Source organism: Bacteroides caecigallinarum, assembly GCF_016902295.1.
Lineage (GTDB): Bacteria > Bacteroidota > Bacteroidia > Bacteroidales > Bacteroidaceae > Phocaeicola > Phocaeicola caecigallinarum_A.
The window spans coordinates 1-16150 of the sequence record NZ_JACJLQ010000052.1 but is presented as its reverse complement, the minus strand read 5'-3'; the positions used below and the strand labels follow the sequence as shown (position 1 = coordinate 16150).

Annotated in this window: 13 protein-coding genes; 1 reads left to right on the top strand and 12 read right to left on the bottom strand. The window is 40.2% G+C overall.

The features are described from left to right. Positions 1–441: 441 nt before the first annotated feature. From H6A27_RS13085 to H6A27_RS13035, 11 genes are all read right to left on the bottom strand, one after another. Positions 442–1698, bottom strand: coding sequence for a peptidoglycan DD-metalloendopeptidase family protein (locus tag H6A27_RS13085; protein WP_204508993.1), 1257 nt, complete (start codon positions 1696–1698; stop codon positions 442–444). After that, a complete protein-coding gene (locus H6A27_RS13080) occupies positions 1691–2224 on the bottom strand; it encodes a nitroreductase family protein (RefSeq protein ID WP_204508992.1) in 534 nt (177 codons plus the stop codon). Before H6A27_RS13080 ends, H6A27_RS13085 begins: the two co-directional genes overlap by 8 nt. Positions 2225–2264: 40 nt before the next feature. After that, entirely contained in the window at positions 2265–3893 is a 1629-nt protein-coding gene (locus tag H6A27_RS13075) for a pseudouridine synthase (RefSeq protein WP_204508991.1), read from the bottom strand. Between the two features lie 35 nt (positions 3894–3928). Further along, positions 3929–5173 carry an alpha/beta hydrolase family protein gene (locus H6A27_RS13070; protein ID WP_204508990.1) on the bottom strand — a complete coding sequence of 415 codons (1245 nt, stop codon included), beginning with the start codon at positions 5171–5173 and terminating at the stop codon, positions 3929–3931. 34 nt (positions 5174–5207) lie between these two features. After that, positions 5208–6032: a 4-(cytidine 5'-diphospho)-2-C-methyl-D-erythritol kinase gene (gene ispE / locus H6A27_RS13065; protein ID WP_204508989.1), complete on the bottom strand. Its 825-nt coding sequence runs from the start codon at positions 6030–6032 to the stop codon at positions 5208–5210. 46 nt (positions 6033–6078) lie between these two features. Further along, positions 6079–6555 (bottom strand): hypothetical protein, encoded by a 477-nt coding sequence (locus H6A27_RS13060; protein WP_204508988.1) that lies wholly within the window; start codon positions 6553–6555, stop codon positions 6079–6081. Continuing rightward, a complete protein-coding gene (locus H6A27_RS13055; RefSeq protein ID WP_154042841.1) occupies positions 6542–6742 on the bottom strand; it encodes a type II toxin-antitoxin system antitoxin in 201 nt (66 codons plus the stop codon). Before H6A27_RS13055 ends, H6A27_RS13060 begins: the two co-directional genes overlap by 14 nt. An 8-nt stretch (positions 6743–6750) precedes the next feature. Then, a complete protein-coding gene (locus H6A27_RS13050; protein WP_204508987.1) occupies positions 6751–7245 on the bottom strand; it encodes a hypothetical protein in 495 nt (164 codons plus the stop codon). 45 nt (positions 7246–7290) lie between these two features. Further along, positions 7291–8244, bottom strand: a complete 954-nt coding sequence (locus H6A27_RS13045; RefSeq protein ID WP_204508986.1) for an SPFH domain-containing protein — start codon at positions 8242–8244, stop codon at positions 7291–7293. A gap of 276 nt (positions 8245–8520) precedes the next feature. Next, the gene (locus tag H6A27_RS13040; protein ID WP_204508985.1) at positions 8521–10845 is read right to left on the bottom strand and encodes an outer membrane beta-barrel family protein; all 2325 of its coding nucleotides are present in this window, start codon (positions 10843–10845) and stop codon (positions 8521–8523) included. Positions 10846–10879: 34 nt separating this feature from the next. Further along, positions 10880–13156 carry an outer membrane beta-barrel protein gene (locus H6A27_RS13035; RefSeq protein WP_204508984.1) on the bottom strand — a complete coding sequence of 759 codons (2277 nt, stop codon included), beginning with the start codon at positions 13154–13156 and terminating at the stop codon, positions 10880–10882. A 324-nt stretch (positions 13157–13480) separates the two neighbouring features. On the opposite strand from H6A27_RS13035, the gene H6A27_RS13030 reads away from it, so the two are divergent. Beyond that, positions 13481–14737 (top strand): M1 family aminopeptidase, encoded by a 1257-nt coding sequence (locus tag H6A27_RS13030; protein WP_204508983.1) that lies wholly within the window; start codon positions 13481–13483, stop codon positions 14735–14737. A 2-nt stretch (positions 14738–14739) separates the two neighbouring features. Here the strand turns inward: H6A27_RS13030 and H6A27_RS13025 are convergent, their stop codons facing one another. Further along, a complete protein-coding gene (locus H6A27_RS13025; protein WP_204404945.1) occupies positions 14740–15765 on the bottom strand; it encodes a PD-(D/E)XK nuclease family transposase in 1026 nt (341 codons plus the stop codon). Between the last annotated feature and the right edge of the window lie 385 nt (positions 15766–16150).

Genomic DNA, 16150 nt, shown 5'->3' with positions numbered 1-16150 from the left:
CCAGGATCAAACTCTTCATTGTAAAATATTTTTATATATCCGTTAAGGATATGTCTTTGTCTCTGTCCAGGATCCCGTAATTATTTTAATTGACGGTTTATTCTTTTTTCATCACACTATATTATAATGTGACGCTTGTACTACATTCTGTTTGTTTATTTAAAATCTTTCAAAGAACTTTTCTTGTTTAGCAACCGTATCATTTTCGATTGCGGGTGCAAAGGTACACACTTTTTTTATTCCTGCAACACTTCGCACAAACTTTTTTTTAAAAAAATCACAGGAATACAGATAACTCTTTGTTAATCAAGAATAAATAGGTCCAATATTTCCCATTTGTATTATTTACATTGAAAAACGCTCATGAGAGAACTCATTATTATATAATAAACATGATTGATTAATCAGATGAATTTTATTATAAAAAACATCACTGAATTTCTACATTCCATTTAGTCGATTTACAAGCGAATCTCTAAGAATGCTATAAGCTGCAATGTTCTGCTGACTTACAGGTTTTTTAGGCTGTGACTTGATAGTAAGCGGATTAATAGGCTTTCCGTTCTCAAATACACGGAAGTCAAGATGAGGTCCGGTAGAGAGTCCTGTAGAACCTACATAACCTATCACCTCCTTCTGTTTTACAGAAGAGCCTACCTTAAGTCCTTTCGCAAATCGGGACAAATGCATATAAGTAGTCACATAAACACTGTTATGCTTGATCTTGATATAATTTCCTCCTCCACCAGCCTGAAAACCTTTAGCAATAACCTTTCCGTTACCTATCGCATAAACAGGAGTTCCGGTAGGAGCAGCATAATCCACACCATGATGCGCACGATAGCGTTTCAGCACAGGATGATAACGGCTGTTGGTAAAACGTGACGAAATACGGTAGAAATCAAGCGGTGCCTTAAGGAAAGCTCCTTCAAGGCTGTTTCCTTTCTCGTTATAATACAGTTCCTCGCCATCCTGAGTGAACGGAATGGCATAATATGTACTGTCTGATGCACGGAACGAAGCCGCAAGCACATGGAAGTTCTGAAGCGCATTTCCGTCAACATATTCCTGCTCGTATATCACACGGAATTCATCTTCCTTCTGAAGTCCGAAGAAATCTATTGTCCACCCGAATATATGCGAAAGGACTATTGCAAGCTGCGGCGAAGTGTTACAGTCCTGCATGGCCACCCATAATGAAGATTCTATCTTTCCTTTCGCTTCTTTTGTTCTCCATTCCACAGGGTTCTGCCCACGTGTGACCTTATAATCTCCTCGTAAATCAAAAACTATATACGACTTAGGATCTTCCTCGTAAACAAAAAATCTGGGAGTAGCAAGACTGTCTTTCGATGTAAACATCGCGTATGCCCTACCACTCCTTATCTTCCTTACATCAAACACACCTTCTGTCTTCAAGTTTAAATCATGGATATTCTGAGAGCTCAATCCATGCTCTGAAAGTATTACAGACAAGTTCTGGTTAGGCTTGACTATACCATACTTAACATTATATTTATCTATAGGGATACCATACTTGTAAGTTATCTCCTCCACTTCCACCGAATCAGTCACGTCAACCTCATCAAGCGACTGCGTCACATCGTTTCTTGAACGGTAGTTGTTTACAGTTAATATTACAACCAATACAACTGCTACAGCAACCAAAGCCAATATAATCTTCTTTGTCTTATTCATACTTATTCCAACTACTCATCGTACTAATGTCTTTTCTGATTTTATTTCTCGTTTCACCATCAGGATAACCTAATGTAATCAGAAGCGGAACTCTCTTGCTGCCTATGCCCAGCAGTTTCTTTACTTTTTTTTCGTCAAACCACCCAAGAATGCATGTACCCAATCCAAGTTCGGCTGCCTGAAGGCAAAAGTTTTCAACTGCAATACCGACATCAAGCAATGAATATTCCTTATCCTTTATTACACTGCCTATACGTGCTGTAAAGTTCATTTTTTCAAGTACTACAGCAATAATTACAGGACATTGGACAGCAAATTTATTCATACCCATACCAGCTGCTGCCGACGCCATTTCTGAAAGCAACTCCGGATTATCCACCACAACGAACTTCCATGGCTGACTATTACATGCCGACGGCGCAAGCCTTGCAGCTTCCAGACATTTTATAACCAATTCTCTATCTACAGGAGTTTTCTTATATTTCCTGTCGCTCTGACGTTTGTTTACCAAATCAATAAATTCCATAACTATAACTTTAAAATACTGTTTAAGTCAATAACATAATCTAAAATGGACAGGGAGACACTATCTCAATTTCCTTATCCGATACCGGGTGTCTGAATACAAGTTTAGAAGCATGCAAACATAAGCGTGGTGCCGAATCCGGATTACCATAAAGTTCGTCACCTGAGATTGGAGACTCCAAACCCAACTTATGAGCCGAATGTACACGTAACTGATGAGTGCGTCCCGTTTGAGGTTTAAATACTATTCTCGCATGCCCTGCATAAACACTTACCACATTATATTCAGTAACAGCCCGTTTCCCATTCTCAAAATCAACCATCTGTCGCGGTCTGTCAAGAGGATTCAGACATATAGGCAAATCTATGATTCCACATTCATGCGACGGAACGCCATCCAAAATGGCTACATATTCCTTTGAGATACTCCTTGTCTCGAACTGAGACTGCAACCGGGCATGCACATCCTTGTCCTTGGCAGCGAGAAGTATCCCTGACGTAGCCATATCAAGACGATGAACCACCAAAGGACCGGTAGCGTCAGGATACATCAGTCTTAACCTCTGCTGTACAGAGTCCAAATCATTCTTTCCAGGCACTGAAAGCATACCCGACGGCTTCTCTACCGCCACTATCCATTCATCCTCATACAAAATCTCAAGCGGAGTATCCTTAAACAAGTCCTCTGCCAACGGATTGGGCTCCACATCAAGCCCTACGAGCATGTGTTTCAGAATAGGTTCGCATTTACCTTTGCATGAAGGATAGAAATAACCGTCGTGACGAATCTCATCTTTAGGCGACATTCCACACCAGAATTCTCCCATAGCCAAAGGCTGCAAATCATGCAGATAGGCATACTGCAGTAGTTTAGGCAAAGCGCACTCCCCTGCTCCTGCCGGCGGCAATCCCTGAGGGGTATCTTTGAATATCTCGCATAAATCTTTGCGTTCACCCTTTGCGTTAAGCATATTAAATTGCCTGAACAGCCACAATTGCAATGCAGCCGAACGAGTCTTTCTCTCTTGCTTCAACAGCAATATCTCTGTTTCAAAACCTTTCACCCGCTGCCCTACTTCATTCAGTCTTTCCTTCCATGAGTTTTCCAGTCTCTTATATTCAGCCTTTTGGAACTGACTCTCACGAATCATGGCATCCAGTTCTTCAGGCGAAATATTACCATTAGCACGTTTTTCGTCTCTCTCCTTTTTGCTCTTCTTCAGTTCCTCCTTAGCCAATGCCAAAGAAGAAGATGACTGGAGCTTTGTATCTTCCAGCTCATTCTTTGCCAAAATATAAGAATCACTCTTCGATATATCGCTGATACGCCTGTTCAAGGCTGATATTTCCGCTTCCTCCTTCCTGAAATAGCCGTCAGGATTCAGCAGGTCATATACTGGTGGAACGAAGAAATCGTGCATATTGCTGCCGGCAAGATTTCCCGAAAAGGCAGCCAGATAACCGATACTGCCATCTGATGTCTTTACTATCAGCACACCAAACATTTTGCCTTTGCCGATTTCATCCTGCCAGTCAAGTCGAGTGGATAAATAAGACCGAACCTCACCCGCTGCAATTCGTGTCAGCGGATGAGGTGTATAATGAAAAGGGAATGTAAATTTCTCGGGTAGAGAAATTCCCTCAATATTCTGTTTGAAAAAATGAATCACTTCTATCTATCCTCCAAATTCAAACAAATGGTGAATTATAAATTATTAATCCAATTGGCAATATCCTTCAAAACTTCTTCGGAGCAGGTTTCTTCTATATTATAGTAATCTACCGCAGTCTCAGGCTTACAATGCTGAAACAGGTGATTAAGTCCCGGATATTCCTTTATAAGGTTCTTTGCATTCTTATCATTCAAAAGCCGTCTGATATTACCCAAATTACTTTCCGAAATAACCTGGGCATCATAGCTGCCGTTTATTGCCATTACCGGTATGGTTATCTGCTTCAAATCACTCTCAGGATTGTAATCAACAAAGAACTGCAACCATGGTTTCTGTTGCTGCATGGACATTTCCTTTCTTACAGTATTCACACTGACATTAGCCGGAATCCCCTTCAACTTCAACAAAGCATTCTGCTGTTCGGCCAGCAGAGTATCGCCCTTGATTCCAGGACCTGCCATACTTACTATGAAATCCGGTTTCTTATCTGCTGCAAGCATAAAAGCTATCATTCCACCTTCGCTATGACCAAGGACACCAACTTTTCCGAATTTTCCACTTTTCCTAAGCCATTGCAAACCGCAATCCGCATCCTCGGCAAAATCTTCGGATGTGGCATTCTTCACATCACCACCGACAGATTTTCCTGCTCCTCTGTCGTCGTATCGCAAGGAAGCTATACCGCATTTGGCAAGATAATCAGCTATTACGAGAAAAGGCTTATGTCCAAAAACCTCTTCGTCACGGTTCTGCGAGCCACTGCCGGTAACCATTAACACCACCGGCACTTTTTTATTCGGATTATAGCCTACCGGATACGTCAATGTTCCTGACAGTTTTGCATTAGCGTTCACATTACTGAAAGTAACCTCCTCAGTGCCATAGATATACGTTACTGTAGGTTCCTGAGGTCTGTTCGGTTTATTAACTTCTCCCGGTCTAAGTTCAAGCGGAAAAGACATGCCGAACTGATTGAATTTTCCTTTAATCACGCCATCGACAAGTTTTCCATTATAAGTCATGTTTATAGCAGCCACGCTTAACGAGACGGAATCCTCTGTCAAAATATGAAGATTTACAGGGATACCTACAGCACTTTGTGCCGGAACATCCATCTTACCTGACAGCTTACCGTCTTCTTCCTGTTGAAAATGAAAAACGATTTCCAGTTTCTGGTTTGCGGCAGTCAGCATACCTTTCCACGTACCGTTTATCTTTTGTGCGTATGATACAGAAGCAACCGAAATAAGTAATATAAATAAAAGAGATTTTTTCATTATATGGATTCAGTTATTACATATTTATTATGGCTTAAAACATTTCTCTCTGACGGCAGAAACATCCGGCAAATTTCTCATCTACATTTTCTATAGGCTGACGGAACAGTCCATAGACAGAAGAACCGGAACCGGACATTGAGGCATATACGGCACCAAGGTCGTACATCTTATCCTTAATGGCAGCAATCTCAGGATACAGCGCGAAAACACTGTCCTCAAAATCGTTTACCATCACGTCTTTCCAATTCTCCACAGGCATCTTTATTATCTCTTTAAGGGAAAGTTCAGGTCTGTGAGGCTTGATTTTCGAAAAAGCGTCACGCGTTGACACGAAAATATCCGGCTTCACCAATACTATATAGTAATCAGCCAACGAAAGTTTGACAGGCTCGAATATATTACCTATTCCGGTTGCAAATACAGGCTCATTGCGCACAAAGAAAGCACAGTCAGCACCAAGTTTTGCCGCATATTCTTCCATTTTCTCCAGACTCAGTCCCAAAGCGAATTTCTGATTGAGCATCTTAATCATAAAGGCACAATCGGAAGAACCGCCTCCAAGACCCGCCCCACTCGGTATATGCTTGAAAAGATGAATATCTACAGGAGCAAGATCGAAGTCCTGTTTCAGGAGTTTATAAGCCTTGACCACAAGATTGTCATCCGGATTGCAATCAAGAGCATTACCCTTCATACTGATTTTATAATCAACACCCTCCTCTTCCAATGGTTTTACTTCAAGGGCATCCTGAAGATTGATAGGGAAAAACACTGTCTCAAGATTATGATATCCGTCCGGGCGTTTCTCGACGATATTCAAGCCCAGATTTATTTTGGCATTTGGAAATGTTATCATTGTCGTAGAATTTATAATTTCTTCAAATATAGCACTTATGTTTTAATTATTTGTTCCTGATAGCAAAAATATAATAGACCATTATTGAAAGCAACATTGCCGTTACAGATATTCCTATAGCAGGACTTGCCCAAGGATAATTGATGGACAATGCATTGAAAACAAGCATCAGGCTGATAAAAATATTTACAACCCTCATCAACCGGAGCGCCATTATATATTGCTTTACAATATTCTGCCGCGATATTCTCACCGGGAAACGTATATATTCCACCGGAGTGTAGGGACATGTAAATACCAGCAGACAAACAAGAAGATTTACCAGGAAACCTGTCAGCATATTATTGTTTTCAAATCCACTATTTACCACAAAATATACACATCCCGCTATTACCATAAGTGCCGAAATCACCTCAAACACCCGGTCTATCAAGGAAGGATGATATTTGATATTTATATCCTGCCCCTGAACAGAATATGGCCCAAGATTTATATTAAAGAAACGTATTCTAATCTTTTTCATCGTCTGTCACCCTTTCTTTTCGTGTTTTCTTCAATCGGCCACTTTTTCGCAATGCCTCGTTGATTATCCACTGAAGCTGACCGTTGGTGCTGCGAAATTCATCCGCAGCCCATTGCTCGATTGCTTCCATAGTTTCAGAATCCACACGAAGCACAAAACTCTTTATCGAACTTTCTTTCTTGGCCATAATATTGTTTATTCCAGTTTACCTGAATAATATGAATAGTAATTATTGAATACATTAAGTGATAGAAATGCGCCCAAAAGAATTGATATTGCCACCAGGCGCAATATCATATCCATAAGTTCTGTTACTCCACATTTAAAATAGTAAGAAACACAAAGAATCAATACTATCATTAGCGTATAGAAAACGAAGAGATATAAAGCACACGCCACTCTATTCTTAATGTACAATCGGTCTGTAAAATTATTCAAGACAATATATTTGAATACTTTTACCGGTTTGAAATATCTATAAGCATAATACAATATAGAAAGGACTAAAAGCGATAGTAATAATCCATAAACAAATATTTCGTCTTCGACCGGCTCTACAGATTGTATAAAGAATTTTACAAAGCCATTAACCGAAATAACCAAAGTCATTACTATACTCAACAGCATCGGTATGAAAGAGGATACTCTTGTAGAACAATAATATCCCTTTCTCCTATCAAAAAACTTCATCCTAAACATAGCACTGTAAATATAATTCAAAGAAAAACAAATCTATCAATGATGCAATGTACCAGTATTAACCACAGGTTGTGCAGCCTCATCAGCACAAAGGACAACCAGCAGATTGCTTACCATTGCAGCTTTACGTTCTTCGTCAAGTTCAACAATTTCTTCATCTGAAAGTTTGTCAAGAGCCATTTTAACCATCGAAACCGCACCTTCAACGATTTTTTCCCTCGCACTGATGATTGCAGAAGCCTGCTGGCGGCGCAACATAACAGCCGCGATTTCAGGAGCGTATGCCAGGTAGTTTATCCTTGCCTCCAGAATTTCAATTCCCGCCATAGCCAGACGTTCATTCAGTTTCTGCTCCAACTGTTCATTTATCTCCTCACCACCGGAACGCAGAGTCAGTTCATCAGCTTCCGACTCATTATTATCGTATGCATATTGTCCAGCTACCTGACGCAAAGCCGCATCACTCTGTATGCGTACAAAGTTCTCGAAAGCATTCATACGGCTACCCACCGTACTTCCAACAGTTACTTCCTTACCATTAGAAGTTGAAGTATTAGCTATTGTCTGAGAGTCAATTTCAAACATTGCCTTGTAAGTATCCTTCACCTTCCAAACAAGTACAAGACCTATCAGTACAGGATTACCAATTTTGTCATTCACCTTTATAGGCTCAACATCCAGGTTTCTTGCACGCAAAGAAAGTTTCTTCTTATCCATAAAAGGGTTCACCCAAAAGAATCCAGTTTCCTTGAATGTTCCTTTATACTTTCCGAAGAAGACCATCACCCTGGCCTCATTAGGTTCCAACTGCATATATCCGCTCCAAAATATCAACCATACCAAAATACACAATGCACCTACTATATACAAAGCTATAAATCCTGGAAGGAAGCAAGCAACTGCAGCTCCTGTAAGCACTACCAAATGTAAAAACAAGGCTAAAAAGCCATTCATTTTAAAACCTTTGTAAACTAATTCTTTCGTATCCATAATTATAAGATTAAATGATATTATTTTGATATCACAAATATATGGATTTAATTTTACTTTCAAAAGAAATTAGAGATTTTTTATACTCCAACATGTAATTATATCCTTTTAAAAAAAACCTCACAAAGCCTATAAAAAAATGTGGGCAAATTTGACTTAAAACTTGCCCACATTTTATCTTAAATTTGCCCACGTTTTTTTATGACGCTTGAAACTAAAAAATGAATGTACATTACCTCATTAAATTCATTAAACCATAAACTTGATAGTCTGCCATTACTGACTATCCATATTCAGTCGTGACATTTCATTTTCAGCTGCACTACGGTTATTCATTGTGCGTTCAGTACGGAATCTGTAAGTAACAGTAATACCGATTTTCCGAGTATCTTCCTTACTGATGCTGTTCATGATAATATCATTCAGACGTGCCCCACTGCGTACCTTGTTCTTGTTGAAGATATCATATCCATCAAGAGAAAGCTGAAGTCTGTCGTTCAGGAATGATTTCTTCAGACTCAAATTAAGGGATGAATAACTCTTCGATTCGTAGAGCTGATAATACCCTCTGGTACCGTAATTAAAATCGGCAGACAACAGGAATCCGGCAGGGAGAGTGAAACTGTTGCTGAAGTTCAGTATCATCAATGGACGACCGGATTTCAGTATGCTTCCATCATGACCGGAATAACTGAAGAATGTTTTCAGACAGGTAAGCGTAAGTGAGGGCAGCCACCACTTCACCGGATATTGCACGTTGACCATACCCGTAAGATTGTGCATCCTGTCAAAATTATCCATGTAGCTGACCGTAACCGCTGAATTTCCCGGCATACTGTAGAAAGCTGTTATCAGCGGATTCTGCGTATTGGTATAATTCAGGTTAAGGAACAGGAACTTATAAAACAGCATATAGTTCAGATCATGAGTCAAAGCCTGTTTCAGATAAAGATTTCCTTTCTGATAGGTAAACCTGTCGGTATAAACCGCATTGTTGTTCATCACTCCAAAAGGCGGGCGCTCCGTATGAACGGAATATGAAAGAGACTGTTGCAGGCTCTCGGTATTGTAGCTTAACGAAACAGACGGCAGGAAGTTATGATATGTCTGGTTCTGGCTCTTGTTGCTGCTGTTTTCCTTCAAATCGCTTCGGATGTGTTCGTAACGCAAGCCGGCTCCAAGTAACAGATTATTCCATGCGTAATCATACGACAGGTAGAGCGAGTTCTTCATTTCCGTATTACTTGTACTACCATTACTCAACGCCCGGACATATTCTATATAGTCCGTTCCGGTTGTATGGCTGAAATCGTAACCGAAGCTGAAAGTTCCGGCTTTCTCAGTTTCATACGACAAGTTTAATTTGGCCGCAAACAAATCCCAGTTCGCCTTACGATAATAGTCCATAGATGTTTCCACACCGTCGCTTTCCCATTCACGAATATTGCCATGACTTCTGTCGGTCTTATGAAGATAATCACCAAATGCGTTCATCTTCCAACCATTCTTCCAGTCGTTTGTATAATACAGATTCAGATGGTTGCTGACGGACTTGTCGGCCACATCGCTGAGATTCCTGATAAAGGTCGAAGTTCCTTTGTCCGGTATCATGGAAAGCGTATCGTTTGAGAACGTATTGCCTTCGCTGTATTTGCCTTCATATTTCAAGCCGATCTCCGATTCCGGGGAAAAATGATAAGACACCCCTCCCGTATAGGCATGGCTTTCGTTGAAGATTTGTTTTTGGTTCAGGTTAGTCAGATTCCAGATTGTATCACTTTGGGTCTGCTGATAAATGTCAAGATCCGAATCCTTCTTTCCACGTTCATAATTGTAAGAGAGAAAGAAGTCCCAGTTCTTGTAATTGTAACTTCCGTTCATCCGGTAATTCTGACTTAGGTGATTTCCTTGCAACAAATTACCGCTGACATTAAAGGCAAGTCCTTCACCCAGACGTTTAGTCTTGATCTCAATTACCGCACGCTGCTCCGAGTGATAACGCACACCCGTATTCGTCACCAGTCTGACAGACTGAATCTGGTCGATAGCCAGATTGTCCAGTTCTGTACGGTCTGTAACTTCACGGCCGTTGATGTAATAGGTAGGAAGACCTCTGCCTATCACCTCAATGTCTTCACCACGTTTCTGAATGCCGGGTATCTTGCAAAGCAAATCATCAAGTGTAGTCTGTTTGGCAAGAATCGTATTCGGTATATCAGCTATAATTCCTTCCTTATCCAGTTTGAAAGGTTTTCTGTATGCTGTTACCTCCACTCCTTCAAGGACGTTGTGTGACAATTCCATTTTAACCACCGGCAGTGTGATATCCGTATTGACCTTTATATTCTTATACAGCGTCTCATAACCCAGATAAGAATAACGGATAATATAGTCACCCTCATTGACAGATGCATTATATACTCCGCAAGAGTCAGATACCGCACCGGTGACGAGTGTGCTGTCTGCCTTATTCAGAAAAGCGACATTTACCATCGGCATCATCGCATTTTCCGAATCTATGATTGTTCCTTTGATATAGTGCTGACTGTAAACGGGCAATATAAACACACTGCCTATTATACCTAAAAACGTTTTTTTCATTGGTCAAACTTTAGAATTCATAAGGATAAGCGCATTATCTTCCAAAGCGTGATGAATCCACTTCCTTCTTTTCCTTACTGATACTGCCGCCAAAGCGGTAAACAAATTTTACAGAAACAGTACGGCTGTATTGTCCCATATTCAAATCAATATGCTGCCCTGCATAGCGGTTTCTCACCTTCATACGCATAGTATCGAATAGGTCAGAACATGTCAGGCTCAGCGTTGCCTTATCCTTCAGGAAGTTCCACTGTGCCCCTACATTGACAGTAAAGACCGGTTTCGTATCGCTGATACCGGAAATCATGCTTGAACGGTACATCGCATCCAGGTCAAAGCCCACATTGGAACCTACCGAGAAATGATTCTGCATGGCAAGCATACAGGCCCATTTCTTGCGGTCAAAAGGAATATCCCAGAAGTTGTCGCAACGGTTACGGTCATTGACAACAGTAGCATTTACCTGAGAAGACAGCCACTCGCCGATATTGAACGGAATGTTGGCACTCATACCGAAGGACTGGTAATAGTTCCAGTTCTGCGTGCGGTACACAAGTGCCAGACGGTCTTTTGCCTGATACATATCCATTGTGAAATAATCGTTGGTACGCTCATAGAACAGCGACAGCATATACTGCTGCAAGAAAAGATAATTGGCATTTACACTGTACACATTGGCAGGACGAAGTCCCTCGATGGTCTGAATCTCTTCGTAGGCATTCATGTAAGTAGTACTGGTCTGCATATCCCAATAAGTTGGATAGTCCTTTTCTGATGATACCCCCAGCATGAACGTATGTTTCTCCGAAGGCGAATAGGTCAGACTAGCCTGCGGATAGACCGCCCATTTATGATAGTCACCGATGGAGTAATACTCACCGGTTGCCGAGAGAGAAAGTGACAGTCCGTTTTCAAACTCCTTGTCGAAACCTCCATAAAAGTTAGTAATCTGCTCATAAAGCCGTGAGGAAGAATTGCCCACATCATCCTTTCCTTCAGTCTGATTGAAGAACTGAGAGTTCTTGTTGTCCGTATAATCATATCGGGCACCGTATTTCAAAGTCCAGTCATTGGCGAGAGCGTGGCTCTGGTCGGCATATACAGAGAACTTACGGATTTTCTGGTCCGAAGTATAATCAAGCAGCTGGCGTGTATTATCAGTCAGTTTACTTTCCAGACGATTCTTGTCATTCATGGTATAGTCCGTATAATCCACACCAAAATCAAGTCCGAATCCCGAAGAATAGCGGGCAAAGACATTGTGCAGACGGCTGTCCTGCAACTTGTCATTGTGGCTGTTCTGGAAGTTTCCGTTTACATCAATCGTACCTTTACCATTATCGGAAAGAGCACCGTTGTAACCCACGCTCAATTCATTATCCTCGTTTATCTGATAGCCATATTCAGCATAGATATTATGCATCCAGCCCTTTGTATTGATTTTCTGCGTCTGCTTGATATCATATACTTTTCCGTCATAGGTATGCTGTGATGCAAGATCCATCACAGTCATCATGTGCGAATAGCCGGGATTATAAGATACATTCAGCGATGACTTGCCCTTCGTCATCAGGAAGTTTACATTGCCGCTGTAACTGCTGAAATACTGGTTGCTGTAGGTTGCCGACAGTTCACCCTGGATAGTATTGTCGTCAGCCTTAGCAGTCACAATATTGATGGCAGCCCCGCGCACATGATATTCGGGAGGTGTATTATACATCACCTCGGCTGTCTGCACTTGCGAAGCGGAAGTATTCTTCAGCATCTCAATCAGCTGTTCCTGTGTCAGCGTACTTGCTTTTCCATTCAGGATAACCGTTACGTCCTTTGCGCCCACCAGTGAGAGTTTGCCGTTCCTGTCCTGCACACCAGGCAACTTACAGATAGCTTCGTAGGCATTATTGACGATATGCTTTTCTGAGATTGCCGAAATATCGTAATTCAGCTTTCCCTGTTCAACGGTAACAAACGGGCGTTCTCCCTCGATAACCACTTCTTCCAGATTGTAGTCTTTTGCTTCCAAAGTAATAATACCGGCATCACGCGCCTGTCCCTTAACCTGTCTGGTCTGATAAAGCAGATGCTGGACTATGAGCTGATAATTCTCTGGTTCGGGTTCAAGCACGAATGTACCGTCTGCTGCAGATATAGCTGCACCCAGATAGGTTGAATCCGGTAGCTGCATGACGATGGTAGCACCTTCTACCGGCTGCTTGTTTGTATCTACCACTTTTCCAGTTGTCTGACTGAAAGCAGATGTTGAAAAAACAATACAGATCAAGGTGCATATTATAATTCTTCTATTATACATTATTGGATGATAATTATAAAATGGGGTTCATATAAAGGATTTTTGTAAAAAGCCCTCAAATGTACATATTATAAGTAGAAATTCTGTCTATTAGTTTCAGAAAATTCACCATTCTACAAATCCCAGGGCCACAATTAACCTTTAATTCCATTTGAAATAATTGTTTTATATATTTCTTTTTCTAACTTTGCTTTTAGCATTCATAATAACAACATTATCCCCAAAAAGGAATGGGCTGCCTGACACAATATGAAAAATACAATACTTGGAATGAGATTAATTATTTTCATAACAATACTGGTTTTAACAACTAGCCATATATCAATGGCAGATGAGATAACAAATTACAGACTTCACATCAACAAAATAAACCAGGAAGCTTGTAATCTACATGTCACATGCTCCTTCTCATTGAATTTCCAGGACGCAGACAGTGTCAGCATGAATTTTGGCGGTGGTCAGGAATTTTCAATAGACAATCTGAGGATTGACGATAAAGAGTTTGAGTATGAATATAACCTCAAATCAAAGAATATTGTTTTCCACAAAAGGGAGACACAGACAGTACAGGTTAATATGGATTACGATTATACTAACTTGTCAGCATTTTTCATATATGGAGAAGGAAGTGCAGAACTTTGGGAGACCAGTTTCGGAGAATACTTTTATCCGTATGTTCCGAACACATATATGGATGTTACTATGAATGTAGAAACACCTGATTCTATTTCACTAATATGCTCCTATCCCATGAAATCTGATCATTCCAAAGAATATAACGGCAAACTGCAAAACATATTGTCCCAATCACTAACACTGGCTTTCATCCAGAACGATGCTTATAAACAGACCAGGGAACTTATTCCTAATGAAATCTTCATTTATCAGATAAAGGATATGGAATGCAGTGATAAGCGTTACAAAGAACTGCTTCAGCTTACAAAGGCAAGCATTGATTTTTTCAGCAGAATTTATGATGAAGATTATATCTCAAAAGAAAGAAACGTAATGGCATTACCAACCTATCTGTTCCACAATGGAAAAGGATTCAGCAACAGATACAACATCGGATTCATCTCCGCTTCACAGGAAAAATTCTCTACATATCCTGACATTTACCCGCTGGTACATGAAATCGGACACAGATGGTTAGGCGAGTGGACTCTCCTCATTGACGACGGCGAGCTTGGAGCTTATTTCATCAAAGAGTCATTAAATGAGTTTATGACATTAATGTTTATCCGTCAATACTATGGTTCTGAATCATATATGACACAAATTGAAAAGTGCAGATCGGAGTATAATAAAATCAAAGGGACCGCACAGGACGAGGCAATTGTAAATATGGTAGAAAATAACAACAATACGATTGTTTATAGAAAAGGTCCTTTGGTATTGGACTGTATTGCCAATGAAATCGGATATGATGAACTGACGAAAGTCATATCCAAATTCTATCAGGAATACGCAGGAAAGCATCCTCTGAAATATACATTCTTTATCGACCTACTCAATGAAAGTTATAATGGAGTTGGCGATAAACTTAATCTTATGCTAACAGACAACCTGTCGGATATATAACGTTACATATCCCTAATATCGTCTTCAGACAGACCTGTAATTAAAACAATCTGCTCAATAGGAATACCTAAATCCTTCATGTTACGGACATAAGACTTTTGAGTTTTTACAACACCTTTTTCTATTCCTTCCTCCAATCCTTCCGCACGTCCTTCCGCGCGCCCTTCCGCAAGACCTTCCGCAAGACCTTTTTTCCATCCAGCTTCATGCGCATCTTCTTCAACAATACGACTTACACGATAACGGTCAAGAGCTCTATCGTATGCAATACGATTCTCCTCAGAAAGATTAGCCACTGCCGCAAGTTCTTCCAATCTGTCAAAGACCTGTTCTTTCAGTGCACCAGGCATTCTGTTCCAATGTTGCATATTCTTAAGTGTATAAATAAGTTTATCATATAATGTTTCACATTCTCCAAGTTCTTTCGTAAAAAAAGGGAACTGAAGAAAAATTTGTCTAAAATGAGGATTTACCACTTTACAGGTATCCCTATCTGTTATCACCGTGTCAGTACGGAACTTCTCTTCAAGGCCTGGTTCTTTGAAATTCATCAGGAATATACCATATACAGTTGAGAGTCTATACCTTGCACCATAGCTATCAGACCTTGCCTCGCCAAGCATATATGGATCGTCATCGTCCGACACAGGTATGTCAGTAGCAAGTTCACGCTCCTTTCTTCTCTTTTCACGAATATTCTCCACCTGCCTGCCTATAGCACGACACATATAAAACAATGTACGATCTAAGAAATTACTATGATAACGATTCTGCATTTCCACAATAATGTATTCACCAGTAGAAGTCCTGCAATAGAGATCATAGATTATACCGGCATCATCGATATTGTCAGAACGATTTTCCTTGTCAAGGAAAGTCAAGTCCTCTATTATATGCTCGCCTGCCAACAGCTCATTAAGCAAAGTAATAAGAAGTTCTTTGCTTGCAGGCTGTCCGAAAATAATTTTAAATCCCAAATCGGTAAACGGATTCACAAAATGTCCTGCTCCCCAATCCTTGCAACTCATATATTGGAAGTGTATTAAGTTTATATATGCAAATATAATCCTTTTCCTTAAATCATAGAACTTTACATGAAATGTTTTTTACATTGCCATAGCAAACGTAAAAAGTATTTTTTATGAACTCCATGTAGTAGTGTATTCTAATAACTTTTAAACATTACCCAATTACGCTGGCAAAAACACCATTTCGCCGCATCATTTTCTATAAATACAAACTTGATTTTTATAAATACAACTTGTATTTATAAAAACATAAGTTGTATCTATATAAATATAATCGTGCGACAAGAAGTCGTACAAGTAATTGTTCAGCATGATGTCTGAACCTGTTGTTCCGTCAACAGTAGCCTAAAGAGGCGTGCTTTACGAGTAATTGTTTGGTGCGAAG

Coding starts and splice junctions, on each gene's coding strand:
- H6A27_RS13085 (WP_204508993.1), bottom strand. CDS start 1,698: ATGAATAAGACAAAGAAGATTATATTGGCTTTGGTTGCTGTAGCAGTT.
- H6A27_RS13080 (WP_204508992.1), bottom strand. CDS start 2,224: ATGGAATTTATTGATTTGGTAAACAAACGTCAGAGCGACAGGAAATAT.
- H6A27_RS13070 (WP_204508990.1), bottom strand. CDS start 5,173: ATGAAAAAATCTCTTTTATTTATATTACTTATTTCGGTTGCTTCTGTA.
- ispE (WP_204508989.1), bottom strand. CDS start 6,032: ATGATAACATTTCCAAATGCCAAAATAAATCTGGGCTTGAATATCGTC.
- H6A27_RS13060 (WP_204508988.1), bottom strand. CDS start 6,555: ATGAAAAAGATTAGAATACGTTTCTTTAATATAAATCTTGGGCCATAT.
- H6A27_RS13055 (WP_154042841.1), bottom strand. CDS start 6,742: ATGGCCAAGAAAGAAAGTTCGATAAAGAGTTTTGTGCTTCGTGTGGAT.
- H6A27_RS13050 (WP_204508987.1), bottom strand. CDS start 7,245: ATGAAGTTTTTTGATAGGAGAAAGGGATATTATTGTTCTACAAGAGTA.
- H6A27_RS13045 (WP_204508986.1), bottom strand. CDS start 8,244: ATGGATACGAAAGAATTAGTTTACAAAGGTTTTAAAATGAATGGCTTT.
- H6A27_RS13040 (WP_204508985.1), bottom strand. CDS start 10,845: ATGAAAAAAACGTTTTTAGGTATAATAGGCAGTGTGTTTATATTGCCC.
- H6A27_RS13035 (WP_204508984.1), bottom strand. CDS start 13,156: ATGTATAATAGAAGAATTATAATATGCACCTTGATCTGTATTGTTTTT.
- H6A27_RS13030 (WP_204508983.1), top strand. CDS start 13,481: ATGGCAGATGAGATAACAAATTACAGACTTCACATCAACAAAATAAAC.
- H6A27_RS13025 (WP_204404945.1), bottom strand. CDS start 15,765: ATGAGTTGCAAGGATTGGGGAGCAGGACATTTTGTGAATCCGTTTACC.